At 51.8% G+C, this 25,646-nt stretch carries 23 protein-coding genes; 14 read left to right on the top strand and 9 right to left on the bottom strand.

What is annotated here, in order from left to right; all coding sequences use genetic code 11:
• Positions 1–77: 77 nt before the first annotated feature.
• Complete coding sequence (locus AAC086_RS11655; protein WP_339778845.1) at positions 78–638, top strand: septation protein A; 561 nt, start codon at positions 78–80, stop codon at positions 636–638.
• 86 nt (positions 639–724) lie between these two features.
• Here the strand turns inward: AAC086_RS11655 and AAC086_RS11650 are convergent, their stop codons facing one another.
• A complete protein-coding gene (locus tag AAC086_RS11650) occupies positions 725–1,972 on the bottom strand; it encodes a bifunctional 2-C-methyl-D-erythritol 4-phosphate cytidylyltransferase/2-C-methyl-D-erythritol 2,4-cyclodiphosphate synthase (protein WP_339778844.1) in 1,248 nt (415 codons plus the stop codon).
• Between the two features lie 105 nt (positions 1,973–2,077).
• Here AAC086_RS11650 and ccsA point away from each other — a divergent pair, with 105 nt between their 5' ends.
• The 12 genes from ccsA (at position 2,078) to AAC086_RS11590 (ending at position 16,115) form a co-directional block, all read left to right on the top strand.
• The gene (ccsA, locus tag AAC086_RS11645) at positions 2,078–2,884 is read left to right on the top strand and encodes a cytochrome c biogenesis protein CcsA (RefSeq protein ID WP_339778843.1); all 807 of its coding nucleotides are present in this window, start codon (positions 2,078–2,080) and stop codon (positions 2,882–2,884) included.
• A gap of 115 nt (positions 2,885–2,999) precedes the next feature.
• Complete coding sequence (gene dusB / locus AAC086_RS11640; RefSeq protein WP_339778842.1) at positions 3,000–4,007, top strand: tRNA dihydrouridine synthase DusB; 1,008 nt, start codon at positions 3,000–3,002, stop codon at positions 4,005–4,007.
• 48 nt (positions 4,008–4,055) lie between these two features.
• Positions 4,056–5,204, top strand: a complete 1,149-nt coding sequence (locus AAC086_RS11635) for an ATP-binding protein (protein ID WP_339778841.1) — start codon at positions 4,056–4,058, stop codon at positions 5,202–5,204.
• A complete protein-coding gene (gene ntrC / locus AAC086_RS11630; protein ID WP_339778840.1) occupies positions 5,201–6,649 on the top strand; it encodes a nitrogen regulation protein NR(I) in 1,449 nt (482 codons plus the stop codon). Before AAC086_RS11635 ends, ntrC begins: the two co-directional genes overlap by 4 nt.
• A complete protein-coding gene (locus AAC086_RS11625) occupies positions 6,646–8,925 on the top strand; it encodes a PAS domain-containing sensor histidine kinase (protein ID WP_339778839.1) in 2,280 nt (759 codons plus the stop codon). Before ntrC ends, AAC086_RS11625 begins: the two co-directional genes overlap by 4 nt.
• Before the next feature lie 55 nt (positions 8,926–8,980).
• Positions 8,981–10,366 (top strand): sigma-54 dependent transcriptional regulator, encoded by a 1,386-nt coding sequence (locus AAC086_RS11620; protein WP_339778838.1) that lies wholly within the window; start codon positions 8,981–8,983, stop codon positions 10,364–10,366.
• A gap of 45 nt (positions 10,367–10,411) precedes the next feature.
• Positions 10,412–11,791 carry a Trk system potassium transporter TrkA gene (gene trkA, locus AAC086_RS11615; protein WP_339778837.1) on the top strand — a complete coding sequence of 460 codons (1,380 nt, stop codon included), beginning with the start codon at positions 10,412–10,414 and terminating at the stop codon, positions 11,789–11,791.
• 81 nt (positions 11,792–11,872) lie between these two features.
• On the top strand, positions 11,873–12,748 hold the full coding sequence (locus AAC086_RS11610; protein WP_339778836.1) for a D-amino-acid transaminase: 876 nt from the start codon (positions 11,873–11,875) through the stop codon (positions 12,746–12,748).
• Between the two features lie 99 nt (positions 12,749–12,847).
• Complete coding sequence (locus tag AAC086_RS11605; RefSeq protein ID WP_339778835.1) at positions 12,848–13,531, top strand: HAD family hydrolase; 684 nt, start codon at positions 12,848–12,850, stop codon at positions 13,529–13,531.
• Between the two features lie 124 nt (positions 13,532–13,655).
• Entirely contained in the window at positions 13,656–13,913 is a 258-nt protein-coding gene (hfq, locus tag AAC086_RS11600; RefSeq protein ID WP_007089557.1) for an RNA chaperone Hfq, read from the top strand.
• Between the two features lie 76 nt (positions 13,914–13,989).
• Complete coding sequence (gene hflX, locus AAC086_RS11595) at positions 13,990–15,252, top strand: GTPase HflX (RefSeq protein WP_339778834.1); 1,263 nt, start codon at positions 13,990–13,992, stop codon at positions 15,250–15,252.
• 29 nt (positions 15,253–15,281) lie between these two features.
• A complete protein-coding gene (locus AAC086_RS11590; protein ID WP_339778833.1) occupies positions 15,282–16,115 on the top strand; it encodes an inositol monophosphatase in 834 nt (277 codons plus the stop codon).
• A 243-nt stretch (positions 16,116–16,358) separates the two neighbouring features.
• Here the strand turns inward: AAC086_RS11590 and mazG are convergent, their stop codons facing one another.
• The 7 genes from mazG to ectA form a co-directional block, all read right to left on the bottom strand.
• Positions 16,359–17,189, bottom strand: a complete 831-nt coding sequence (mazG, locus tag AAC086_RS11585; protein WP_339778832.1) for a nucleoside triphosphate pyrophosphohydrolase — start codon at positions 17,187–17,189, stop codon at positions 16,359–16,361.
• Entirely contained in the window at positions 17,179–18,126 is a 948-nt protein-coding gene (locus tag AAC086_RS11580) for a phosphatase PAP2 family protein (protein WP_339778831.1), read from the bottom strand. The genes mazG and AAC086_RS11580 overlap by 11 nt, the downstream gene beginning before the upstream one ends.
• A 17-nt stretch (positions 18,127–18,143) precedes the next feature.
• Complete coding sequence (locus AAC086_RS11575) at positions 18,144–19,892, bottom strand: glycosyltransferase family 39 protein (RefSeq protein ID WP_339778830.1); 1,749 nt, start codon at positions 19,890–19,892, stop codon at positions 18,144–18,146.
• Positions 19,893–20,174: 282 nt separating this feature from the next.
• Positions 20,175–21,683, bottom strand: coding sequence for an aspartate kinase (locus AAC086_RS11570; RefSeq protein WP_339778829.1), 1,509 nt, complete (start codon positions 21,681–21,683; stop codon positions 20,175–20,177).
• Positions 21,684–21,771: 88 nt separating this feature from the next.
• On the bottom strand, positions 21,772–22,173 hold the full coding sequence (locus AAC086_RS11565; protein WP_339778828.1) for an ectoine synthase: 402 nt from the start codon (positions 22,171–22,173) through the stop codon (positions 21,772–21,774).
• Between the two features lie 84 nt (positions 22,174–22,257).
• On the bottom strand, positions 22,258–23,544 hold the full coding sequence (gene ectB / locus AAC086_RS11560) for a diaminobutyrate--2-oxoglutarate transaminase (RefSeq protein WP_339778827.1): 1,287 nt from the start codon (positions 23,542–23,544) through the stop codon (positions 22,258–22,260).
• A gap of 116 nt (positions 23,545–23,660) precedes the next feature.
• Positions 23,661–24,209, bottom strand: a complete 549-nt coding sequence (ectA, locus tag AAC086_RS11555) for a diaminobutyrate acetyltransferase (protein WP_339778826.1) — start codon at positions 24,207–24,209, stop codon at positions 23,661–23,663.
• 314 nt (positions 24,210–24,523) lie between these two features.
• Between ectA and AAC086_RS11550 the strand changes: the two genes are divergently transcribed.
• Positions 24,524–25,018, top strand: a complete 495-nt coding sequence (locus AAC086_RS11550; protein ID WP_339778825.1) for a MarR family transcriptional regulator — start codon at positions 24,524–24,526, stop codon at positions 25,016–25,018.
• Positions 25,019–25,053: 35 nt separating this feature from the next.
• Here the strand turns inward: AAC086_RS11550 and AAC086_RS11545 are convergent, their stop codons facing one another.
• Positions 25,054–25,476 (bottom strand): hypothetical protein, encoded by a 423-nt coding sequence (locus tag AAC086_RS11545; protein WP_339778824.1) that lies wholly within the window; start codon positions 25,474–25,476, stop codon positions 25,054–25,056.
• Positions 25,477–25,646 lie beyond the last annotated feature (170 nt).

Below are 25,646 nucleotides of genomic sequence, written 5' to 3'. Positions count from 1 at the left end.
AGGCAACGAACACTGATGTTGCACTAAACCCGCGCGCACCCTAGGATGGGGGCCCAATTGGCAAAAGAAGTGGCACGATGAATCATTTAACCAAACTGGTCCTGGAAATGGGCCCGCTGGTCCTGTTTTTTGCGGTAAACGCAATTACCCACGATCTGATGAGCGCAACACTGGTTTTTGTTGTGGCAACGATCGTTGCTTTATCGGTGTCCTTTTTGATCAATCGTACCGTACCGGTCATGCCATTGATCGGCGGGGTGTTTGTGATCGTGTTTGGCGGTCTGACCCTGTATTTGCAGGATGACCTGTTCATCAAGATCAAGCCGACGATTGTTAATCTGATGTTCGCCGCCATTTTGTTTGGTGGTCTTGCGACAGGCAAGCTGTTTTTGAAACTGGTGTTGGAAAGCGCATTTCGGGCATCCGATGATGGATGGCGCATTCTGACATGGCGCTGGGGATTGTTTTTTATTGCCCTGGCAATTGCCAACGAAATTGTCTGGCGTAATTTCGGTACCGATTTTTGGGTGGCCTTTAAGGTGTGGGGCGTTACGCCGATTACGCTGCTGTTCGGCTTTGCCCAGGTGCCGGTGATCCTGAAATATCAACTACCTGAAGAAGACGGCGCAGAAGCCTGATAATATTTGATTTTTAGTTATAAACCATCAAGGCGAGCCATCGGTCTCGCCTTTTTCTTTGGTCCGCCAATTGGTCAGAAGATCTGTCAGGATGATCGTACTGGCAGGGCGATACTAGCACTTGCCTGTGCGGCAATGCCTTCTTCGCGGCCGGTAAAACCCAGCCGTTCCGACGTTGTGGCCTTGACATTGACCCGGTCGATATCGATCGCCAGAATATCGGCAACGGCCTGACGCATGGCCATGGTGTGCGGGCCAATTTTCGGGCGCTCGCAAATCAGTGTCACATCGACATTTACAATTCTGCCACCACGTTTTTTCACCAGCCCCGCAGCATGTTTTAAAAACTGATCGGACGCGGCCCCTTTCCATTGCGGATCACTGGGCGGGAAATGCTGACCAATATCGCCGGCAGCAATGGCACCAAGAATGGCGTCTGTTAAAGCGTGCAAACCGACATCGGCATCTGAATGCCCTTCAAGGCGGGCATGATGCGGCACCGAAATGCCACATAACATGCAGGCGTCGCCCGGTGCAAAGCGGTGAACGTCAAAACCGGTGCCGCTACGAAATTCTTCAGATGTCATGCTGGGCATGTTGTAGAGCTCCTGGTCTTCGGGATGAGGGCGGGCCTGGGGGGCGGCAGGTTCATCAATAAAATGCGCGCCAACGCGCGATAAATCGTCACGGCGGGTAACTTTGTCATTGCGATGGCTTCCGGCCACACATTTGACCGCAGCGCCAAGCTGTTCAAGCAGGCTGGCATCATCGGTCATTTCCTGACCGGCGAACTTTTCGTGTGCGGCAAGAATGGTTTGGAAACGAAAACCCTGTGGCGTTTGCGCCGCCATCAGGGTTTCGCGCGGAATGGTCCGGATAATATGACCAGCCCCGTCGCATTGCTTGATCGTATCCGTAACCGTAATGCCCGGTATGGCTCCGTCGCAATTATCAAGGGCCGCAAGCACACGGGTAATGACCTCCGGATCAATCCCGGGTCGGGCGGCATCATGAATAAGAACATGATCGGGGGCGGCATCTTTAAGTGCGCGAAGGCCGTTTATAACCGATTGCTGCCGGGTTTGCCCGCCGGTCACGGCAGGGCGCAAACCGTGCAGGCACAAAAGTTCACCAAGGGCCGCATCAAGATATGATTGATGATCAGGGTTATAAACAACCTGAATTTGGCCGGGCGGACAAAAACACATAAATGCTTCAACGCAATGGCGTAAAAGCGTTTTGTCACCTATCTGATGATATTGTTTTGGAAGCGGGTCGCCAAATCTGCTACCGCTACCGGCAGCGACGATGACAACCGAGATTTTTTTGTTCATAAACGATATGCGCTCACATGTCTGAAGTGAGCCTAAAGTTATCTTTCCGGGCCGGGTTTGCCAAGTCGGCAAATTGGCTGTTTAAACCATTCTGGACGTCTGTGTATGATCGCCACTGCCATCCACATCCTTTCCTTGCTGCCGTTGACAGCACAGATCTTACGGCGCGAACCGCAACGTGACCTCTGGCTATATGGCTCGATTGCATTGGGTATTGTCGGGACAATTGCGGTTTTAAGCCTGACGGGCGAGGCCGTGCAGTCGCGCGGATTTGCCTCTGCCTTGCATTGGTCGGAACTGACCGTTCTATTTGCATTTGGCGGGATGACAGGGTGCGATACCCGCCAGCAGGTCTGGCGTCTGGCGGGGTATGTCGGGGCATATTTACTGCTGTTTGGGGGTGTTGCCGGCGTGTTTGAGGCCATTAATGGCACCGCACCGGGACAGGTAGAAGAGCAGCTTTTATATTCGGCATGGCTGTGGGTGCATATCGGAACGTCTCTGGTCACTTATGCGCTGGTGACAATTGCGGCGATTGCGGCAATGGCCTATGTGGTGCAGGAAAATGCTTTGAAAAACCGCCGCCCAACCCGCTGGAGCCGCCGTTTGCCGCCGCTGCGTGACAGCGAACAAATGCTGGTTACCTATCTTAAATGGTCGGCATGGGTTTTAGTCATCGGTATTGTGACCGGGTTTGCCCTGCGACAGGTGGAAGGCGCATCATTGTGGACAATTGACCACAAAATGTTGCTGACCCTGTTGGGCTTTGCCGTTATTTGCACATTGATCTGGATTCATGAACGGTCAAGTTTGCGCGGCAGGATGGCGGTGCGCTTTGTGCTTGGGGCGTGGTTGCTGTTAACGCTTGCCTTTCCCGGTGTGCGCTTTGTGACGGCCTATTTGCTGGGATAATTTCCTTTCTTTATCGGTGTTAACCCGCATTCCTCAGACTGTATCGCTTAGAGTTGTTGCACTCTGCGTTCAGTTTCATTAATCTGCCCAAGTTTTAGGCAATCGGAAGATTTTCATGTCGTTGCAGATCGGGTCTGTCAGTGTGTCGGAAAATGTTATTCTGGCACCGATGTCGGGTGTTACCGACCTTCCTTTTCGTCAGCAGGTGCGCCGGTTTGGCGATCATCTTGTTGTTTCGGAAATGATTGCGTCAGACGCCATGACCCGCATTCAGCACCATCAAAAAGAAGTGCGTAAAATGCACGGCGATTGTGCAGCCGAAAGCCCGCTTTCCGTGCAGCTTGCCGGAACGGACCCGGTTGAGATGGCCGAAGCCGCCCGGATGAACGAAGCGCGCGGCGCGATGATTATTGACATCAATATGGGGTGCCCGGCCAAAAAGGTTACCAAGGGCTATGCCGGATCTGCCTTGATGCGGCAGGAGAAACTGGCCGCCGCCATCATGGAAGCCACAGTTAAGGCAGTGAAGGTTCCGGTAACCTTGAAAATGCGACTGGGCTGGGACGACGAGGATCGTAATGCCCCACATCTTGGCCGTATCGCCGAGGATCTGGGTATTCAGATGTTGACGATACACGGGCGCACGCGGTGCCAGTTCTATAAGGGAGAAGCCGATTGGGATGCCATTGCCGATGTTAAAGCAGCGGTACGTATTCCGGTTATCGGCAATGGCGACATTCAAAGCGAGGAAGACGCCGCCGAATTGCTGCGCCGTTCCGGTGCCGATGGTGTCATGATTGGTCGTGGTGCCCAAGGGCGCCCATGGTTTTTGCATCAGGTGTCGCATTATCTTAAAACCGGATCAAAGCTGGCGGCCCCGTCGCTGGAAAAACAGCTTGAAACCATTTTGAACCATTATGACGCGATTATCCAACATCACGGTCATGTGCCGGGATACCGCATCGCGCGCAAGCATTTGGGGTGGTATTGCAATGGCTTGCGCGATGCGACCGATTTTCGGCGCACAGTTAATGTGCTCGATGATCCGGTCCAGGTAAAAGATGCCATTCGCGCCTTTTATGAACCAAAAATTGAAACCCAATTACGGGAATGTGCGGCCTGAGCCGACATATACATTGACCGAAACACAGATGACGATCGGGGGACGAAGATGAGGCTTGGCTTTGGCAAGGGACACAATGTGGATCCCGCCGGCGTTTTAAACGCAATTGCCAGCGCAGTGGTGGTCGCGGACCGTGATGGTAAAATCCGGTTTGTGAACCAGGCAACCGAACAGCTGTTTAATACCAGCGCAGCTGTGTTGTGCCGTAGCAATCTTCAGGATTTCATTCCCGAGGACAGTCCTGTTTTTTCGTTAGTTCGCCAGGCCATCGACGAAGCGACCCTGGTTGCTGACCATGATTTGTTGATTGAAAGCCCGAAAATTGGACGTCACGCCGTTAATCTGACGGTGGGCTCGATGCCCGATGAAAACGGGTCAGCCGTTTTAACTTTTGAGCCCCGGTCGATCGCCCAAAAAATTGACAATCAATTATTAAGCCGCAATTCAGCACGATCTGTTAGTGCGATGGCCGCCATTTTGGCACATGAAATTAAAAACCCGCTGTCTGGCATTCGCGGGGCGGCCCAATTGTTAGAGCAAACGGCCAATGAAGATGACCGGGTTTTAACCCGGCTGATTTGCGACGAAGCAGATCGCATTGTTAATCTGGTCGACCGGATGGAGATTTTTTCCGACAAACCGCTGGAGCGGGGGGCTGTCAATATCCATACCGTGCTTGAGCATGTGCGTCGTCTGGCGGAAAACGGGTTTGGGCAAAAACTGCATTTCGAAGAAATTTACGATCCATCCCTGCCGCCGGTTTATGGCAATCGGGATCAGCTTATTCAGGTGTTTTTAAATCTGATCAAAAATGCGGCCGAAGCCGTGCATTCTGACGATGGTCAGATCACCATTTCGACGCGATACCAGCATGGGGTGCGGTTGGCCGTTGCGGGGGGCGATACCCGTGTGCATTTACCGCTGGTTGTGTCGGTGCGTGATAACGGTTCGGGCATTCCGCCAGACATGCGCGAAAGCCTGTTTGACCCGTTTGTCACCACCAAACCCACCGGGTCGGGGTTGGGGCTGGCACTGGTTGCAAAAATCATCAGCGATCATGGTGGTGTGATTGAGCTAAAGGACGTCCCTGGCGGCGGGGCAGAATTTCAAATCATGTTGCCGATTTATAATCGCACCTTAGCCGAGAATGTGCAGATCAATCAGAAAGATAGCTGGATCAAGGAAGAAACATTATGAGCGCGCAACCAGCCCGTATTCTTGTCGCCGATGATGATCGTGCCATTCGTACTGTTTTGACCCAGGCCCTGTCGCGCCAGGGGCACGAAGTACGCAGCACCGGCCACGGTAAAACCCTGTGGGACTGGATTGCCGATGGCGAAGGTGACCTTGTCATCACCGATGTGATGATGCCCGATGAAAATGGCCTCGACATGGTGCCGCGTATTCGCAAATTGCGTCCGGATCTGCGCGTGATTGTGATGAGCGCGCAAAACACCTTGTTGACGGCCGTAAAGGCCGCCCAGCGCGGCGCATTTGAATATTTGCCAAAACCGTTTGATTTAAACGAGTTGATAAGCATTGTTGATCGTGCACTTGAAACGCCGGTTAATCAGGAAATCGCCAAATCACCTAATGATGAAGGGGATGACCGTCTGCCTTTGATTGGTCGTTCCTCGGCGATGCAGGAAATTTACCGGTCGCTGGCACGCCTGATGAATACCGACCTGACTGTAATGGTTACCGGCGAAAGCGGAACCGGCAAGGAACTGGTCGCACGCGCATTGCATGAATACGGATCTCGCCGTCACGGGCCGTTTGTTGCGATTAACATGGCTGCCATTCCGCGTGAATTGATCGAAAGCGAGCTTTTTGGTCACGAAAAAGGAGCCTTCACCGGCGCCAATGAACGCAAGATTGGCCGGTTTGAGCAGGCTGAGGGCGGAACGTTATTTCTTGACGAAATCGGCGATATGCCGCTCGAAGCCCAAACCCGTCTTTTGCGCGTTTTGCAGGAAGGCGAATATACCCGTGTTGGCGGGCGCACGCCGATCAGGGTCAATGTGCGCATTGTTGCCGCCACCCACCGGGATTTGCGCAAACTGATTCGCGAAGGCAGCTTTCGCGAAGACCTGTTTTACCGTTTAAACGTGGTACCGATCCGCTTGCCCAGCCTGCGCGAGCGCCTGGAAGACATTCCTGAACTGGTAAATCATTTTCTGACCCAGGCCAGCGAGCAGGGCCTGCCGCGCAAGAACCTGTCATCCGATGCGATGGCACGGCTCAAGGCGCATCGCTGGCCCGGTAATATCCGCGAACTTGAAAACATGGTGCGTCGCCTGACGGCCTTGTATTCGCAGGACGTTATCGGTGTTGATGTTATCGAGACGGAATTTGCTGAAAACAGCGTTGCTGAAGCAGCCCCAATGGGCGAGCCGCAGTCTCTGGCCGAATCGATAGAACGCCATGTGCGCGAATATTATGACGCCCATGATGACGATTTGCCGTCAAACGGTCTGTATGACCGCATTTTGCGCGAAATGGAGCGTCCGCTTTTGACCGTGACGCTGGAAGCCACACGCGGCAATCAGGTTAAGGCAGCCGAGGTATTGGGGCTGAACCGCAATACCCTGCGCAAGAAAATTCGCGACCTGGGACTGGAAGTTGTGCGGGGGGCCAAATGAGCTTTCCGGCGCGCCAACGTCGCAAGGCCTGGCAGCAATCGGCTTTTGTTATAACACTTGGTCGTATTGCCCAGTCTCGCAAGCTGGCCATCGGACTGGTTATTGCAGCCCTGGTTTCGGCGACGGTTACTTATTTGGCAATGACCGGGACCGCGCCATTGCGGCCAGATCCGCGCACCATTATCATTTTACTTAATGTCGATCTGGTGTTGCTGCTGGCCCTGGCAACGCTGGTTGCGCGCAAGCTGGTGCAAATATGGGTTGAGCGGCGCAAGGGCACTGCCGGGGCAAAATTGCATACCCGGCTGGTTTTGATGTTCAGCCTTGTCGCGGTAACACCGGCCATTATTGTGGCTGTTTTTTCGGCACTTTTTCTGCATTTTGGCATTCAGGGCTGGTTTAGCGACCGCATTCGGACAGCGGTTGAAGAAAGCATGGTCATTGCCCAGGCTTATTTGCAGGAACATCAGGAACTGATCCGGGCAGATGCGCTGGCAACCGCCAGCGACCTGCAACGGCTTGGCGTATCTTTTGCAACTGATCAGGGGCGTCTGGCGCGTATTCTTACCGCCCAGGCTGATGCCCGAGGTTTGCCCGAAGCCCTGATCATTGATGGCAGTGGCAAGATTATTGCCCAGTCCGATTACAGTTTTTCCTATGATCCCGAGGGCGCACCGGTCCCCCCCGAAGTATTTGATCGCGCGCGGGTTAACGACGTTGTTTTGATGCTGGGCGATACCGAAGATCGTATTCGTGCGGTTGTTCGGCTTGATAATTTTATCGATGGCTTTTTGCTGGTCGGCCGTTTTGTGGACAGCAATGTGTTAGACCGGATCGAACAGGCCCGGCGTGCGGTAAAGGCCTATGAAAACCTTGAAGGTGAACGATCGGGCATTGTCATTACATTCGTGATGATCTTCGTGATTATCGCGGTTGTTTTGTTGCTGGCTGCCGTGATGCTGGCACTAACCGTGGCAACCAGAATTGTTGAGCCGATTTCACAACTGATTCAGGGGGCAGAAAAAGTCCGTGACGGTGATTTATCGTTCCGGGTACCGTTGGATGGGCAAGGGGATGAACTTGAAGCCCTAAGCCGCGCCTTTAACAGCATGACAGCACAGCTTGATACCCAGCGGGCTGAATTGATCGCGGCAAACCGGCTCAATGATGAAAGACGGCGCTTTACCGAGGCCATTCTGGGGGGCGTAACTGCGGGTGTTGTTGGTTTGAATGCCGATTGTTGCATTAATTTGCCCAATCGCAGCGCATCCGAATTGCTGGGCCTGGACCTGGAAGAAAATGTCGGTCACGCCATTTGCGAAGTTATCCCGGAATTTACGGTTCTGTTTGATGAAGCGATCAAGGAAGGCGATCGGTCAAAACCCCGGCAAATTGAAATCCGGCGTGATGGCCTTAACTTGATGCTGCTGGTCAGGGTCACTGTTGAACGGGCCGGGGACCGGTCAATTTTCGGGTATGTGGTTACTTTTGATGACGTGACTGAACTGCAAAATGCGCAACGCATGGCTGCCTGGGCAGATGTGGCACGTCGGATTGCCCATGAAATTAAAAATCCGCTAACCCCGATCCAGCTTTCGGCCGAACGGTTACGCCGAAAATATCTGAAGGAAATTCAAAGCGATACCGAGGTATTTAAAACCTGCATCGAAACCATTATCCGGCAGGTTGGCGATATTGGGCGGATGGTTGATGAATTTTCGTCCTTTGCCCGAATGCCGAGCCCGAAAATGCGCGAGGAAGATCTGGTGGAACTGTCGCGCAATGCCTTGTTTTTGCAGCAGCAGGCGCATTCTTCGATCACCTATGATTTTGACGTTGATGAGAACGTCAAAACCAAAATCCAGTGCGATGCGCGCCAGGTTAATCAGTGCCTGATCAATACGTTAAAAAATGCCGCCGAGGCAATTGCCGGACGAAATTCAACAAAGGGCGATCTTGCGCCGGGCCATATCCGGGTCCACATTTCGCAGCGTGACCCGCAAGATCAACGGATCGATATCGTGATTGAAGACAATGGCAGAGGGTTGCCAACCGAACATCGTGAACGCTTGACCGAACCCTATGTGACCACCAGAAGCAAGGGAACGGGCCTTGGATTGGCGATCGTCAAGAAAATCATGGAAGACCACGGCGGAGAGCTTATACTCGCCGACGGAGCCGAGGTCGGGGCGAGGATTACTTTGTCCTTTCCGCAAAACCTGGCAAAGTTAACTGAAAATTCTTTGGGAAATGATACGATGCCGCCATTGGCATAGGTCAGTCTGGTCCCGCACGATAACAAAATAGAAACACCAAGGTTACTGTCGAAACATGGCGCACGATATATTGATCGTCGACGATGAAGAAGACATCCGGTCACTCATTGCAGGCATTCTGGAAGACGAAGGTTATACGACGCGTGCGGCTGGTTCCAGCCAGCAGGCATTGTCCGAGGTTGCCGCACGGCGACCGACCCTTGTCATTCTCGATATCTGGATGGAGGCCAGCGAGCATGATGGCATTGAAACCTTAAAGCTTATTCAGCGCGAACATCCCGAAGTACCTGTCGTGATGATTTCGGGGCACGGTAATATTGAAACCGCCCTTGAAGCATCGCGCAACGGGGCTTACGATTTTATCGAAAAACCGTTTAATACCGAACGGTTGCTGCTTGTTGTTGAACGCGCAATCGAGGATGCCCGGTTGCGCCGTGAAAACCGCGAACTGACATTGCGTGCCGGCGGGGATGTGGAACTGGTGGGCAAAACACCCGTCATTTCCAATTTGCGCCAGTCGATTGAACGGGTTGCCCGAACCGGAAGCCGTATTTTGATTGCAGGGCCTGCCGGTACCGGCAAGGAAGTGGTCGCCCGGCTGGTTCATCGCAGTTCTGCACGGGCCAATGGGCCGTTTGTGGTGTTGAATTGCGCCAATATTTCTCCGGAAACAATGGAAGAATCGCTGTTTGGTGCTGTTGGCAATGCCGTGCGCGATGCCCGAACCGGCATGATGGAAATTGCCCACGGCGGCACTTTGCTGCTTGATGAAGTGGCTGATATGCCATTGGAAACGCAGGGAAAAATTGTTCGCGTTTTACAAGATCAAACCTTTATTCGCGTTGGGGGATCAACCCCGGTGAGTGTTGACGTGCGCGTTATCGCCACAACATCGCGCGATCTTGAGGAAAAGATTGAAGAACAAAAATTCCGCCAGGATCTTTATTACCGGTTAAATGTCGTGCCGCTCGATGTGCCGCCGCTGAATGCGCGCCGCGACGACATACCAGAGCTGGCAGACTATTTTTTAGCGCGCTATGCCGATGCAACCGGCCTGCCACGGCGTAAATTGTCGCCCGAAGCCGTAGCCGCCCTGCACGCCTATGACTGGCCGGGCAATGTCCGCCAGCTTAAAAACGTTATCGAACGTTTGATGATCATGTCTCCGGGTGAAAACGGCCAAATGATCAGTGGCAAAATGCTGCCCGGCGAACTTTTTTCCGACATGCCGGAATCGCTGGCATTTGACAAAACCAGCGAAATCATGGCCTTGCCATTGCGCGAAGCCCGTGAACTGTTTGAAAAGGAATATCTTCAAACTCAGGTCGACAGGTTTGGCGGAAATATTTCCAAAACTGCCAATTTTATCGGGATGGAACGTTCCGCCCTGCATAGAAAGCTCAAAAGTCTTGGCATTTTTGGTGATCGCGTTGGGGAATGACACGCAATCGATGCCGACAGGTTTTTGATCAGGAGAAAGATCTAAATGAAAGTCATCATTTGTGGCGCGGGGCAGGTGGGTTTCCACATTGCCAAATACCTTGCTGCTGAACAAAACGATGTAACGGTTATCGATCAGTCTGAAGAACTGATCCGTAAGATTTCGGATACGCTAGAGGTCAAGGGCATTATCGGCTTTGGATCGCACCCTGATATTTTGCAGCAGGCCGGTGCCGACGAAGCCGACATGCTGATTGCGGTGACATTTGCTGACGAAGTCAATATGACCGCCTGCCAGGTGGCGCATTCACTGTTTAATGTGCCCACCAAAATTGCCCGTATTCGTAGCCAAACCTATTTGCAGCCCGAATGGGCCGGGTTGTTTGGCCGTGATAAATTGCCGATTGATGTTGTCATTTCACCGGAAATGGAAGTGGCGCGGGCAGTTGCCCGGCGCCTGCGTGCGCCTGGTGCGTTTGATATGATCCCGTTTGCCGATGATAAAGTTAAAATCCTCGGCTTGCGTTGCAACGAAGATTGTCCGGTCATCAATACGCCCTTGCGGCAATTACACCAGTTATTCCCCGATCTGAATATTTCAATCCTGGGTATGATCCGCAATGACAAGCCGGTTTACCCCAAGGGGGAAGACCAGATGCTTGCCGGTGATCTGGTGTATCTGGCGGTATCGAGTGATCAGGTTGATCGCGCGATGTCGGCCTTTGGTCATGAAGACCCCGAAGCCCGCCGGATCGTGATTTTCGGTGGCGGGAACATTGCCTTGTTCTTGGCTGAGGAAATCAACAATAACTTCCCCGGCGTCACCACCCGGCTGATCGAATCCGATCCCGATCGCGCGCGCTTTGTGGCCCAGAAACTGCCCAAGAAAAGTGTCGTTCTGTGTGGCGACGTTCTGGACCCGGAATTGCTCGAAGAAGCCAATGTTGCCAATGCCGAGGCCGTGGTGGCCCTGACCAATGATGACGAAACCAATATTTTGTCGTCCTTGCTGGCAAAACGGTATGGCTGCCAGCGGGCGTTAACACTGATCAATAAAAGCACCTATACATCCCTGGTCTCGGAACTGGGTGTTGATGTGGTGATCAGCCCGCGTATGACGACGGTTTCTACGATTTTGCAACATGTGCGCCGGGGGCGTATCCGGGCCGTTCACAGCCTGTCGGAAGGTTTTGGCGAGGTTCTGGAGGCAGAAGCCCTGGAAACAGCGCCCATCGTCGGCAAGGCGATCAAGGATATTGCAATGCCGCCCGGGGTGGTATTTGGCGCGATTTTGCGCGACGACAAGGTTGTTATGCCACGCGCAAATACTGTGATTGAAGCCAATGACCGCATTGTTGTTTTTGCCGGTTCGGAACAGATCAAAAAAGTTGAGAAGATGTTTGCCGTGCGGCTTGAGTATTTTTAATCCTGGACGGATAGATAAACGGATCAGATCGCTTGTTACCGGGGGGATCTGTTTTTCTCGCTAAAATTTAAAGGTTGGACAATGTCGCGTATTGCTTATGTCAATGGTCAGTATCTTCCGCATGCGGATGCGTCGGTTCATGTTGAAGATCGCGGTTTTCAATTTGCCGACGGTGTTTATGAAGTTGTCGCGGTGTATAAGGGCCAGTTGATTGACGAGAAGGGGCATCTGGACCGCCTTGAACGTTCGCTGCATGCGCTTAGAATTGCCATGCCATTGGCGCGCGCCGCCCTTTCGCAGATTTTACGCCGCATGGTCCGGCTTAATCTGGTGCGCGAAGGACTGGTTTATCTTCAGGTTACGCGCGGCGTATCCCCGCGCGATTTTCCATTCCCCTATGCCGCCATGCCAACAATTGTCATTACGGCACGTAATAAGGCCTTTCCCGGACGCGATGTAAAGGCCGCCACCGTCATTACCACCCCCGACCAACGCTGGGCACGTCGTGACATCAAATCGGTCGCATTGTTGCCCGCGACGCTGGCAAAACAAAAAGCCAGGGAAGCAGGGGCCTTTGAAGCATGGCAGGTCGATGCAAACGGTTATGTAACCGAAGGGGCGTCTTCGAATGCGTGGATTGTGACAAAAGACAACGTCATTGTGACCCGCGAGGCAGATCATAATATTTTGCGGGGCATTACCCGGATGGCGATCCTGGAATTTGCTCGGGAAAATGGTTTCAAATACGAAGAACGGGCCTTCACCGTTGCGGAAGCCCAAAATGCCCGCGAAGCATTTGTATCAAGTGCCAGCACCTTTGTGATGCCGATTTGGAAAATTGACGATGTTGCGATTAGCAACGGAGAAATGGGGCCGGTCGCAAATACTTTGCGCAATGCCTATTTCGATGCGATGGACCAGTTGGCTGATGATGCCAAAAACAGGTCGAAAAGCTGATTTTTAAACGGGCCCAGCGTGCAAAACACTGCTGCAGTGTGATGGGTCGCATTTATGTAAACAGTTATCTTTTTATTCTAATGAACTGAAAATGATCCGATGTCAGAAGTTGTATTGCTGCGTCCTGATGCTGTCTTGTTTGATTGGGACAACACCCTTGTTGACAGTTGGGGGCCCATTTTGGTGGCCCTGAATTTGACGTTTGACGATTATGGGCTGGAACGCTGGACGATGGAAGAAGCGCATGTTCGCGTTGCCAGGTCTTTGCGCGACAGTTTTCCGGCTTTGTTCGGGGATGACTGGGAAAAAGCCAAAGATCGTTTCTACGAACATTTTCACCGCATCCATCTTGAAAAACTAAGCCCGTTAAAGGGTGCGCATGATTTGTTGCTGGCGCTAAAAGATGCCGGGATTTACACGGCAATTGTCAGTAACAAACATGGTGATTTTTTGCGCGCCGAGGTCGCCCATCTTGAATGGGGGCATTTTTTCGGCCAGCAGGTTGGGGCCACCGATGCCGCAAACGACAAGCCGGCAATTGACCCGGTCCATATGGCATTGGGCGAAAATGCTGCAATGCAAGGTGGGACTCTGTGGTTTGTCGGCGATAGCGTGGTTGATATACAGTGTGCGCGCAATGCCGGGGCGGTTGCAATTATTGTTGGTGGCGAAGTAACAGGGGGCGCGGATGCCTCGGAAATCGCAGCTTTTTGCCCAGATTGGCATTTCACTGATTGCGAAGAGCTTGCAGGGGTTGTAAAACGCGTAAGGAAAGCCTTATAGTTTCACTAGGTCATAAAAAGGTGGGACGCGAACCGTAAATTTCATTAAAGAACTAGCGGTTCGATATTTTCCTTGGCCGCCCAAAACCAAAAAAACGCTCATAAAAGAAGGCTAGGTCTAACCAATGGCGGAAAAATCACAAAATGTTCAGGACGTATTCCTGAATTATTGCCGTAAAAACAAAACGCCGGTTACCGTATTTCTGGTTAACGGAGTCAAATTGCAGGGGATCATTACCTGGTTTGACAATTTTTCTGTTTTGCTGCGGCGCGATGCCCACACACAGCTTGTTTACAAACACGCGATTTCGACGGTAATGCCGACGACGCCAATTAAATTGTTTGATCCAAGCCAGCCTGCAACGGACGAAGAAAATAGCTGAAGAAACACTGACATCGGGGGTGGACGACGAAGACGCTCGCCCCCGCGTCTTGGTGATCCATCCGGATCCCAAACGTATGGATGCCGCTTCGGCCTGGCGTGATGCACAGTCGCGTCTGGACGAGGCCGTGAATTTAACGGGTGCGCTGGATTTCGACGTCGCCGGGGCGCAAATCGTCTCGATTGCGAAGCCGCGTCCGGCAACTCTTTTTGGTACGGGTACCGTCGAAAAAATCGGCGAGTGGATTCGCGACGAAGAAGCTGACCTGGTCATGGTCAATGGACAGCTAACGCCAATCCAGCAGCGAAACCTTGAACGTTCCTGGAAAGCGAAGGTTATTGACCGCACCGGCCTGATCCTGGAAATTTTTGCCAACCGGGCACAAACCCGTGAGGGCAGTTTGCAGGTTCAGCTTGCTTTGCTGAGCTATCAGCGATCAAGACTGGTCCGGACATGGACCCACCTTGAGCGCCAGCGTGGCGGAAAGGGCTTTTTGGCCGGTCCAGGTGAACGCCAGATCGAAATTGACCGTCGCCTGATTGGCGACAAACTGGCAAAACTTCGTCGTGAACTTGAAGAGGTCAAGCGCACCCGCGATTTGCATCGCAAGGCGCGCCGTCGGGTGCCATACCCGATTGTTGCCCTGGTTGGCTATACCAACGCTGGTAAATCAACCCTGTTTAACCGTCTCACCCGGTCAGATGTTTTTGTTGAGGACATGTTGTTCGCGACACTTGATCCGACCATGCGAGGACTGGAACTGCCCAGCGGACGCAAGGTGATTTTGTCTGATACGGTCGGTTTTGTCTCCGATCTGCCACATGATCTGGTGGCAGCTTTTCGCGCGACCCTTGAAGAAGTGCTTGAAGCTGACCTGATTGTTCATGTTCGTGATGTGTCATCGCCCGAAACCGATGCGCAAAAACAAGACGTGCTGGAAGTTCTGAAAGAACTTGGTCTTCAGCAGGTGATTGACGGGGCCGAGCTTGTCGAGGCACTGAACAAGGCGGATCTGCTTAACGAGGAAGATGCGCTGGCTGTGCGAGAGCTGAGCAACCGCACCGAAAACACCATGGTTGTTTCCGCCCTGACAGGTGCGAACTGCCAGGATTTGTTGCAACTGATCGAAAACCGGCTTACGGCAGAAATGCCGGTGTTTCAGGTGCTTGTTCCCTATGCCAATGGCAAGGCACTTGCCGGGCTTTATCAACAGGGTGAAGTGTTGAACCGCATTGAAGGTGATGACGGCATCAGCATAGAAATCCGGCTTGATGAAACCCGCGTTGGAAAGTTCGACGACTGGTGCCAGAAAAACGGTTTGGACCTTTATTCCGTATAACCCGATAACGATGCAGGATTTTTAGAGTGATGACACCGGATATAGACAAGGTTACCGCTATCATCCGCGAGGTCGCCGCCGAAGAAATTGCGCCGCGTTTCGGGCAACTCGATGCTGCCGATATTAACATCAAAACACATGCGCTCGACCTTGTAACCATTGCCGATACCGAGGCCGAGCGCGTTTTGACCCAACGCCTGACATCTTTGTTGCCAGGCAGTGTGGCATTAGGTGAAGAAGCTGCCCATCACGATCCTGCCTTGCAGCAACGCGTATTTGCAAATAGCGCCCCCATCTGGATCATTGATCCGGTTGATGGCACCAAAAATTTCGCCCATCATCGCCAACCGTTTCGTTCCATGCTGGCCCTTTACCGCGATGGCAAAACAGTTGCAGCCTGGATCATTGATCCGATTAGTGGCGACGTTACCGTGGCAGAACAGGGCAGCGGCACGTTTCATAACGGGCAGGCTCTAAGTGTACGCAAAAATGCGACCCAGGCCAAAAAGGCGCGGGGATTTTTAATATCCTATGTCCGGGATAGGTTGATAAAGGCCCATGGACATCACGACTTTTTCGCAAAAGTATCGCATTATTCGTGCTGTGGTGCCGAATATCAGGAAATTGCCCAGGGCGAGTACGATTTTTGTGCCTATCGCACCTTAAAGCCCTGGGACCATGCGCCAGGCACCTTGCTGGTGCGTGAAGCCGGGGGGATTGCGCGCTACATTTCCCCGGACCGCTCGGTTAACGACTATCGTGCCGAAGGCAATGGCCCAGCTTTGATCTGTGCGGCCACACTCGAATTGTGGGACGAATTAAACGAGCTTCTGTTGCCTGTATTTGGCAAAAAGACGTCCTGACGGGCGCGCTGATTTCAAAATTAAAGTTTTTTCAGGCTATAAAAAACGTCGACCAACGTCCTAAACACACCAACCGTGATAAAAGTCGCTTCTGTCATGTTAAGTTCAGTGGTCGATGTTTAGTGAACTTAAACAACAACTTACAATGAAAATTTGATGCTTCAATTCATTTTCGGAATACGGCCTGACGGCTTTTGAGTGTGCAGCAAACTCGTTGCGATAGCTCATTGGAAGATAAATGGATCAATCGGTTTTTTCGCAGCGCTCATGCCGTTTTGCGGCATTCCATAAAGCATCCATTTCTTCAAGGTTGGACTGGGCAGCACTCTTGCCATTACGGGCCAGTTCTTTTTCAATGAACTGAAAACGGCGGGTGAATTTCAAATTGGCCCGTCGCAAAGCAACTTCCGGGTCGACATTGATTTTTCGCGCCAGATTGGCCATCACAAACAGCATGTCACCCAATTCATCTTCCAACCGGTCGTGATCGGGTGTTGCGGTGAGTTCGGCGCGAAGTTCGCCAATTTCTTCGTTTAGTTTATCAAAGACCTGTTCAATCTCTGGCCAGTCAAACCCCACGCGGGACGCACGTTTGGTCAGCTTTTCGGCGCGCATCAGGGCGGGCAGGGCCGATGCTACCCCGTCAAGCGCACTGGTTTGTTCGCGGCCTTTAACGTTGGCCTTGCGCAACCGTTCGGCCGCCTTCAGCTTTTCCCAATTCTGGCTGACATGGCCCGGTGTTTTGGCGTCAACATTGCCAAAAACATGCGGGTGGCGTGCAATCATTTTATCGGTGATGCTGCGTGCCACGTCATCGAAGGTGAAAAGCTGTTCTTCTGCGGCCATTTGCGAATGAAAAACAACCTGCAACAGCAGGTCACCCAGTTCTTCACGCAGTTCAGGCATATCATTTGCGGCAATGGCATCGGCAACTTCATATGCTTCTTCAATTGTGTAAGGGGCAATCGTTGCGAACGTTTGTTCAATATCCCAAGGACACCCCGTTTCCCGATTGCGCAGTTTAGACATGACCTCAAGCAGGTCGTTTATCGCCATGTTGGTGCTATCTGGCATTGTAATTTCCTGATTGTAAGGGTTCAGGTTGCTGTGTAACAAAATTTTTGGCCGATGCAGAATGTTTCGTCTGATCAGGTTTTCTTTTTTTCACGGCATTACGCAAAGCATGCCAGCATTGATGCGCAGAAGAAACCCCCAGCAATCGGTGTATCCGCCCATCCTGGGAAAGTCGGAATCCAATGCGGCGACGTGCCATAACGTGTGCACTGTAATATGAAAATGTCGCGCCAAGCAGAACGCCGGTAAAAGCATCGGAAGGATAATGCGCGCCCCATATCACACGGCTGAGGGCGACCCAAAACCCGCAGGCGGCAATAAACCAGCGCCATGTTGGAAAGATAAGGGCAAGTGCCACAACAGTTGCCCCAACCGTTGTGGCATGCCCGGACGGAAAGCTGGAATAGGCGGCTTTGAAAATCAAAGGATCGAAATGGAATGCGCCTAACGCGTCAAACAGCTTGGGCCTGGCACGACCCAAAGGCCATTTTATTAAGATCACAAGCAATCCGCTGGCGGCAACGGTATAGAACAAAAAGGCACTGTAAATAAAGGCCGAGCTAATCGCCATCTTGAGTCGCAGCCCATAGTCTCGGGCGTCTTGTGACAGTATGACAAGGCATAAAACACCACTGGCAATTAACAGCCAGGCCGAATTGCCCAGGGAATTCATCCAGCCAAATGTGTGTAGAAAGTCCGCTGGCAACGCTTTTCGCCAAATCTGACTTTGATAATCCAGAAAAATCACACAGAGCCCGGTTCCAATCAGGGCAAGGGCGGCCAGGTTTTGGGGATAACAAACAGAGAGGACGCGTGGGTTACAGGAGGAAGTTCGACTTTGGCGTGTTTTAAAAATACGGTGCGCCGTCACAAAATTCGCCCCGATGCACTGGCAAAGTTTTAGAAAACGATCACGAAACCACATAGCAATATCCATTACTGATCCGTTATGTTTCAAGGGCTGGCGTAAAGGCCTATCGTCATATGGTGGCCGCCATTAATGTTCAGGCCCTGCACCAGTTTTATCGGCGTTGGTGTTATGCTTTTTGTTTGGGCTTCCGTAAGGAAGGCTTTTTCCTGGCGGCTTTCTATTGCAACAACACGACAGGCCGCTGTCGCACTATCCGCCATGGCGTCTGCCGGCGGGGCAGGTTGATTGCTTACGAGAAAATCGGCCGCCTGCTGGCCAGATGTAATGCGGGTATTTGTACCTTCGAGGAAAACAAAACTGGGTTCCCCAAACCCGGCTATCGCAACGGCCGGGTTGCGGCATGGCGCCACCTCGGAAATTGCCGTTACCAGGCGAGAACTGATCCAGATCGGTTTTAAGGCGGGAGCGACATATCCCCAAAACCCCGCACTCATGATGAATGCACCGCCAATGGCGACAGGAACAGCCTGTACCGCGCGCCCGGCCACAAGGCGCATGGCGGCAAACAGCACCAGCAACGCCGCGACAACAGAGGTAGCAATGCCCGGCAAAGAGGGGCTTATGCCAAGATGAAGGGGAAGAAATATTGTTGCAATGGTCAAAAGTAAGGCCGGAAGCCCCAGAAAAACGGCACCTGTCCATTTGAAGAACGTGTGCGCGTGGTGATCGTCGCCACGCGACATTGCCGCAGCAACGCAAATTGCCAAAGCGGGTAAAAGGGGCATGGTGTAATGGGGTAATTTGGTGCCCATCAATTCAAAGACAATCCATGATGGCAGGAACCAGCTGGCGCAAAATCGGGTTATTTTTTCCGAACGCTTCTGCCATATCCGGGGAATTGACAGAATAAGGAAACCAGGAAGGGGCCAGAAAACGATCGCCATGAACACAAGATGCATCCCTGGAGGCTTGCCGTGACTTTCCTGTCCTTCCAGCACTTTTCCGAGCAAGTCATGACCGAGGGCTTCCTGAAAAAAGGCGTAGTTCGTTAATTTGCCAATCACAAGGAACCACGGCAGCACCAGCGCAAGGAACCAAAGAAAACCGAAAAACGGCACCGCCGATTTAAACCACTTGATGTCGCGCTCAAAAGCAAAAAGACCCGCGAGCGTAAGGCCGATGACCATAAGGGAAATTGGCCCCTTGATCAGGACGCCCACAGCAAGGGAAGTCCAGAAACAGAATGCCAGCCCCCAGCTTGGGGTGGTCTTTTTTTCAAGCCACAGACGGGCTAGCGCTCCTTGCGCCAGAATGACCGTCCACAGAAGTGAGGCATCGGTCTTTGCCAGCCGTGCTTCAACACCCAGAATAATTGTCGAACCAACCAAAAGAGCCGCAATAAAAGCGGTTTTGGGGTCGAAAAACGCACGGGCCACCCAATAGGTTAGCAAAACAGCCAGAATACCGCCGATAAACGAAGGTAACCGGTAAACCCAAAGCGGCGCTTTGGCATCATGCCCGGTCAGCGTGACAGCAGCGGTTTGCAGCCAGTAAATGCCGATTGGCTTTTTATAGCGAGACTGATCCTGAAACCGGATGTCGATATATTGATGTGCTTCAAGCATCTGTTTGCTTGCTTGCGCAAATCGCGGTTCGTCACGATCTAACGGCGGGACGCCCGACAAACCAGGGACGAATGCGACCACGGCAAGGAAAAAAAGCACCACCGGTAATATCAGATCAAGGGGGACTCGTTCTAACCATTGTGGGCAGGGGAATTTCGCCGTCATGATTTTCGGACGGTCTTTGGAACCCATCATGTTGCTGGTCATATGCCGCTCGATTACCTGGGATAGCCTGGGGCAGGATGTAATATTTTAACGCTTTAAACAGTTTGCGTAATTGCATGGATCTTAAAGGGATATGAAGCTGCCTGCTAGCACCGGCCCAAAACTTCTTCTGACTGTCATTTTTCAAGCGCGACAGCGCGAAGAGCTGAAGCGTTTCTTTTCACAGTGCCAAGCAGGGGTGTAAATTTCATCGCAAGACGCCAAAAAGAAAGCCCCGCCAAAAAATGACGGAGCTTGTCAGGATTTTAAAACAAGACGTTGGAATTAAGCGGCAGAGAGTTTTGCGTGATTCTCAAGATTGTTGCCGTCATTCGACGTCTGTTTGGTATCTTGTTCGTTCTTTTTGCCTTCGACCAAACCGCGATGCAGCGAAATGATTGCTTTTTTGAAATCGCTTTCTGTTACCACAAACTGCAAGTCAACCCGACGGCTGGGCGAATGGCTTGCTACCAGTTCAACACCGGCATCATCAAGGATGCCAACGGCACGGGCAAACAGGCCTGGCTGATCGATATTGGCCCCAATCACGGAAACGATCGCAACCTTGCGGGTTTTAACCGTTGCTTCTGGCTGATTGGATTCAATTTCCTCAACACACCGACGGATCTGCTTTAACGGCGCAGACACATAATGTGTGATGGTATTGGCATTCAGATTCTTGGTAACGGTCGGCACCTTATAGCGCTTCAGAACGCGCAGAACTTCTTCTTCGGCACCGGGAACACCAACCATGTCCTGATTATAAACCTCGATCTCGAATGCGGTTGCAATGCCGGTCACGATCTCAACACGGCTTTCTTCCGGGTGCCAGTCATCGTCAATGACGGTGCCGGGATGCTCGGGGTCAAACGTGTTGGCAATGCGCAACGGAATGCCGTTCTGACGCAGCCCTTTGGCCGCACGTGGGTGAATGGCTTCCATACCCATATTCGAGAGCTGATCCGCCACATCATAGCTGGTCCGGCCAATCGGGCGGACGGCGTCTTCGCCAACAATGCGCGGGTCAGCACTGCTGAGGTGGAATTCTTTGTGAATGATCGCCTCATGCGCACCGGTCAGGCAGGCAATGCGCGAAAATGTGACTTCGCTATAACCGCGCCCATAAAGGCTCATCAGGCCTTCGCTGCACTGGGCATAGCCGGTGACGATCGGCATCTGGGTTTTGACATCAATATTGGTGAACACACTGTCAATGCGTTCATCAAGGGTTGATGCTTCAGGCTCGCGCCAGCCAGACAGATCGGCAAATACTGCATTTACGCCTTTACCGCGCAGCAGCAACATGGTGTTGTGCGCGCTATGGGCTTCGCCAATGGCGCTCAGCATTTCACGCACGGTCAGCAAATGCTTTTCCAGCTTGAAATGACCAAAGCTGCACAGACGATGCAGGTCCATCAGGCAACTGCGCGTGCCTTCTACACGTTCTTGCACAAAGGAATTGGCCAGTTTCAGTTCAGACTGATCCTGGAAAATTTCTTCGTTCAGGGCACACATTTTCACGGCGACCTTGGTCAGGGCATCCCCCCAGGCCCAATCGGTTTCCGAACCGGCATAAAGCTGATAAACGCCTGCTTCACCGGTTTTCTTGTTTTCAAGCAATATGTCGGTAAACCCGCCATAGGCTGAAACCACAAAAACACGATTGTAAAGGTCGCTTTCGTCGCGATCACCCACCAGAATATTGTCCATCACGGCCTGAACCTGTGTCATGGACGTTCCGCCGATTTTGTGAACGCTATGTCCGGCATCCGCTTTTTTACGGGCTGAAACCATGGTGCCTCCTTTGGGGGCCGTTTCCTTGAAAGTTTCTCGTATAAGGCGGGCAGGGCGATGTGACACAGCGCCCTGTCCCGATATATCGTTAGCTGGCAAGGGCATCTGCATCCAGCGGATAGACACCGTTTTCATCATGAGTTTCACGGCCATTGAGCGGCGGGTTAAACGCGCAGGCAACAACCATGTCTTCTGTGCCGCCCCGCAGATAATGACGGTCATGCTTGTTTAAAATGTAAACAGTGCCCGGTACGATTTTGTATTTCTTACCGTCTTCAATGGTTTCGACTTCGCCGTTACCTGAAATGCAGTAAACCGTTTCAAAATGGTTCGCATAGCAAATTTCGGTTTCGGTACCGGCATAGATGGTCGTGATGTGAAACGAAAACCCCATGCCATCATCGGCCAGCGACAAACGGGTGCTTTCCCAGTTATCTGCAACAACACGACGACCGGTTTCTTCACATTCTTTCAGTGTGCGAACAATCATTTTTAACTCTTTGATTTGTTTGTATTTTGTTGGCTTGGTTCGCCCGGCGGCACCCCTATGGCAACCGCCGGAGCAATAAATAAGTTATTCAGCGGCAGCCTTGGCTGTCACGACATTTTTGCCCATCACCTTTGCCGTCGCCATTTCAAGAACATCCAGGCCATGCCCCAGATCTTCCATCGAAATGGTCAGCGGAACCAGGCATTTTACAACTTCATCTTCCGGACCACTGGTTTCAATGATCAGGTTATGGGCGAAGCATTCAGACGTAACCTTGCCAGCAATTTCGCCGTTTTCAAAGCAGATGCCCTGCATCAAACCACGACCCTTGCGATAAATACTGCCTTTTTCGCCATAACGCGTGGCAATTTCTTCCAGACGGTTGCCAAGGAAAACTGCTTTTTCCTGAACACTTTTGGCAAATTTGTCATCCGACCAGAAATGTTCCAGGGCGGCAGCCGCCGTTACAAAGGCATGGTTATTGCCGCGGAAGGTGCCATTATGCTCGCCCGGTTGCCAAACATCATATTCCGGTTTGATCAGCACAACAGCAAAGGGCAGGCCATAGGCCGACAGCGACTTGGACATGGTGATGATATCGGGTTTGAGACCGGCAGGTTCAAAACTGAAGAACGTCCCGGTCCGGCCACAACCGGCCTGAATGTCATCAACAATCAGCAAAATATCGTGTTTGCGGCACAGGGCTTCGACTTTTTTCAACCAGCCAAAGTCAGCGGCATTCAGACCACCTTCACCCTGAACGGTTTCAACAATAATCGCAGCGGGCAGGGCGACACCACTGGAATTATCGCTCAGCACGCGGTCCAGATAATCGGTTGTGTCAACACCGTCGCCCATATAGCCGTCAAACGGCACGGATACAGCATTGTCAAGCGATACACCGGCAGCGCCACGGTGATGTTCATTGCCCGTAACGGCAAGCGACCCCAGCGTCACACCATGAAAACCATTGGTAAACGAAATAACGTTTTCACGACCTTTGACACGGCGCGCCAGTTTAAGGGCCGCTTCAACCGCATTGGTGCCGGTCGGTCCAGTGAACTGGATCTTGTATTCCATGCCGCGCGGCTTAAAAATTTTGTCTTCCATCGCGCTTAAGAATTCTTCCTTCGCGCAACTATGCATATCAAGCCCGTGGGTAATGCCGTTTTCCTTGATATAGTCGATCAGGCGTTCCTGCAAAACGGGGTTGTTATGGCCATAATTCAAGCTGCCGGCACCGGCAAGAAAGTCCAGATAACGATTGCCATCCGTATCGGTCAGCCAGGAGCCTTCTGCTTTTTTGAAGGTCACGGGGAAGGAGCGGGCGTAGCTCTGAACTTCCGATTCAAGGCGATCAAATACAGTCATAATTCTCTCTTTCATTTGGGGAGAAAATAGAAATTTGTTCTGTCAAATCAAACGCCGAAGACCCGGATTTGTTCCCGGAATTTCGGCGTTTGTGACAAATCATTTAATGTGAAACTTCAGGCTGCAACGCGCTCGACATCGACGCGTTCGAACGGACCAATCTGCCAAAGGATTTCACTGGCAGCGGCGCCATCAAAATGTGTTTCACGTTCAAACAGAACCTTGCGGTTCACATTAGTTTCAAGTTCACGGGCCACCGAACGGAACACACCCTGTGACGGTGCATTCGATGTCGTAATGGTGGTGTGAAGTTCGCTGACATCGTGGCATACGCGGCGATCAAGAATATCCAGGATCATGCGCTTGCCCAGTTTCAGGCCGCGCGCCTTGGGCGATACCGCTACTTGCCAGATAAACAGCCGTTCCGGTGTTTCCGGAACAAGGTAACCGGACACAAAACCGACTACTTCGCCGTCAAGCTCTGCCAACGCGCAGGTCGGCGCAAAATGCGAGCATTGCAGCAGGTTGCAGTAAACAGAGTTCTCATCAAGCGGCTTGCAAGAAGCAATCAGTTCGTTCACCGCAGCCCCGTCAGTGGACTTTGGTTTACGAATGTCCAGATTGGTCTTGCGGGTCGATCTGCCGTCGCTTGTGGCAACTTTCATCGTTCTATCTGCCTAATTGTTTCGTCAATCGATTTAGCTCAGTGAGATGAAGCATAGATTACCGATGCATTTTAATCAAGTCGACAGATGACATATTTGCTGTATTTTCTTATATATTATTGATTATAAACGATAATTTATTTTGATCGAGATGTCAGAACAAATCTATTTTCGGGAACATTATCTGTCATGAAAATATAGTATTCGATGCAATTTCATTTTTGTTTTCGATGGAAATGCTGAAAAGTCGTTGTCTGACAGGGCTTTGGAGCGTTATAAGAGATGATTGTTGATCGCCCTTTCGGAATTCGCACATGGACAGACTTCACGACGCCCTGATTTCTATTCGCCGTATTTTACGTGCGAGCGACATTCATGCCAAACGTTTAGGCAAGCTGGCAGGGCTGAAAACATCGCAATTACTGGTGTTACAATCGCTAGAGGATTCTGGCGAAATGACTGTTGGTGAAATTGCCGCCAAAGTGAACCTTGCCCAGGCATCAACGACGGCACTGGTCGATAAGCTTCAATCCATGGGGCTGGTGCAGCGTGCCCGCGGGCATTCGGACAAGCGCAAGGTTTATGTCCGCCTGACAGAGGCCGCGCATGGCGTGTTGGCGCGTGCGCCCATGGCGCTGCATGATCGCTTTTCGGAAAAGTTCAGCAACCTGGAAGACTGGGAACAAAGTTTTCTTGTTGCCGCGCTTCAGCGGGTTTCAACCATGATGGATGCGGGTGATATTGATGTTGCCCCGTTGCTTGATCATGAGGCAATCATAGAAAAGAACCACGACACCCCAAAGAACTAACAACATCGGGTAGCGTTGTTTGCAGCGCGCCATTGTTACATGGGCAGTTGCTCTGCGACGTGTATGGGTAAAAATTTGTCATAATATATACTGTAGGATAGTACGTGCAACTGATCGGCGCGGGCAGGGGTAGCCGTTCCGCTAATGGCTGCAATAACAAAAAACAGCGCAATACCAAGCATTGCAGCGGCTTTTAGTTTATCCATCAGACGCGAATACACGGGGCCTACTGGTGAATCTAGGTTGCGCCATATGTTAAGATTTAAAAGGGCTTCATGTTGATCTTCACCGGCAAGTTCTGCGATCCTGATCATTGTCGCGTCCGAGGGCCAAGCCTTCTTGGTTCTGAATGCAGAAACGTGTGAGCCTTTGATACCTATAAGCGCACCTAGCTGGCGATCAGATTTCAATTTCTGATTGTCTTTTGCATGGTCAAGATATTCGTCAATCGTTGGCATAGTGATCTCCGTTTTCCATAGAAAATAAAATGCTGCCAAAAAAGACAGTTGACAACAGTTAACTGTCACTGCTTTGAATATTGGCGGCGGTCAATGATCACTTTGGCTGCTTCTACCCGTTTCCCAAAAGGGGGCTGGCTACCCGGCTAGCCCCCGACCCGGAAACGGAG

This window comes from uncultured Thalassospira sp. (assembly GCF_963976115.1).
Lineage (GTDB): Bacteria > Pseudomonadota > Alphaproteobacteria > Rhodospirillales > Thalassospiraceae > Thalassospira.
The sequence above is the reverse complement of the archived record's forward strand: the minus strand, read 5'-3'. Positions and strand labels throughout refer to the sequence as shown.

Excerpts from the sequence above, each read along its gene's own strand:
- mazG (WP_339778832.1), bottom strand. The coding sequence starts at position 17,189 with ATGCCAGATAGCACCAACATGGCGATAAACGACCTGCTTGAGGTCATG.
- AAC086_RS11580 (WP_339778831.1), bottom strand. The coding sequence starts at position 18,126 with ATGGATATTGCTATGTGGTTTCGTGATCGTTTTCTAAAACTTTGCCAG.
- hfq (WP_007089557.1), top strand. The coding sequence starts at position 13,656 with ATGGCGGAAAAATCACAAAATGTTCAGGACGTATTCCTGAATTATTGC.
- AAC086_RS11655 (WP_339778845.1), top strand. The coding sequence starts at position 78 with ATGAATCATTTAACCAAACTGGTCCTGGAAATGGGCCCGCTGGTCCTG.
- ccsA (WP_339778843.1), top strand. The coding sequence starts at position 2,078 with ATGATCGCCACTGCCATCCACATCCTTTCCTTGCTGCCGTTGACAGCA.
- dusB (WP_339778842.1), top strand. The coding sequence starts at position 3,000 with ATGTCGTTGCAGATCGGGTCTGTCAGTGTGTCGGAAAATGTTATTCTG.
- AAC086_RS11590 (WP_339778833.1), top strand. The coding sequence starts at position 15,282 with ATGACACCGGATATAGACAAGGTTACCGCTATCATCCGCGAGGTCGCC.
- AAC086_RS11570 (WP_339778829.1), bottom strand. The coding sequence starts at position 21,683 with ATGGTTTCAGCCCGTAAAAAAGCGGATGCCGGACATAGCGTTCACAAA.
- AAC086_RS11605 (WP_339778835.1), top strand. The coding sequence starts at position 12,848 with ATGTCAGAAGTTGTATTGCTGCGTCCTGATGCTGTCTTGTTTGATTGG.
- trkA (WP_339778837.1), top strand. The coding sequence starts at position 10,412 with ATGAAAGTCATCATTTGTGGCGCGGGGCAGGTGGGTTTCCACATTGCC.
- AAC086_RS11650 (WP_339778844.1), bottom strand. The coding sequence starts at position 1,972 with ATGAACAAAAAAATCTCGGTTGTCATCGTCGCTGCCGGTAGCGGTAGC.
- AAC086_RS11565 (WP_339778828.1), bottom strand. The coding sequence starts at position 22,173 with ATGATTGTTCGCACACTGAAAGAATGTGAAGAAACCGGTCGTCGTGTT.
- AAC086_RS11610 (WP_339778836.1), top strand. The coding sequence starts at position 11,873 with ATGTCGCGTATTGCTTATGTCAATGGTCAGTATCTTCCGCATGCGGAT.
- AAC086_RS11575 (WP_339778830.1), bottom strand. The coding sequence starts at position 19,892 with ATGACCAGCAACATGATGGGTTCCAAAGACCGTCCGAAAATCATGACG.
- AAC086_RS11545 (WP_339778824.1), bottom strand. The coding sequence starts at position 25,476 with ATGCCAACGATTGACGAATATCTTGACCATGCAAAAGACAATCAGAAA.
- ntrC (WP_339778840.1), top strand. The coding sequence starts at position 5,201 with ATGAGCGCGCAACCAGCCCGTATTCTTGTCGCCGATGATGATCGTGCC.
- AAC086_RS11625 (WP_339778839.1), top strand. The coding sequence starts at position 6,646 with ATGAGCTTTCCGGCGCGCCAACGTCGCAAGGCCTGGCAGCAATCGGCT.
- hflX (WP_339778834.1), top strand. The coding sequence starts at position 13,990 with ATGGATGCCGCTTCGGCCTGGCGTGATGCACAGTCGCGTCTGGACGAG.
- ectB (WP_339778827.1), bottom strand. The coding sequence starts at position 23,544 with ATGACTGTATTTGATCGCCTTGAATCGGAAGTTCAGAGCTACGCCCGC.
- AAC086_RS11635 (WP_339778841.1), top strand. The coding sequence starts at position 4,056 with ATGAGGCTTGGCTTTGGCAAGGGACACAATGTGGATCCCGCCGGCGTT.
- ectA (WP_339778826.1), bottom strand. The coding sequence starts at position 24,209 with ATGAAAGTTGCCACAAGCGACGGCAGATCGACCCGCAAGACCAATCTG.
- AAC086_RS11550 (WP_339778825.1), top strand. The coding sequence starts at position 24,524 with ATGGACAGACTTCACGACGCCCTGATTTCTATTCGCCGTATTTTACGT.
- AAC086_RS11620 (WP_339778838.1), top strand. The coding sequence starts at position 8,981 with ATGGCGCACGATATATTGATCGTCGACGATGAAGAAGACATCCGGTCA.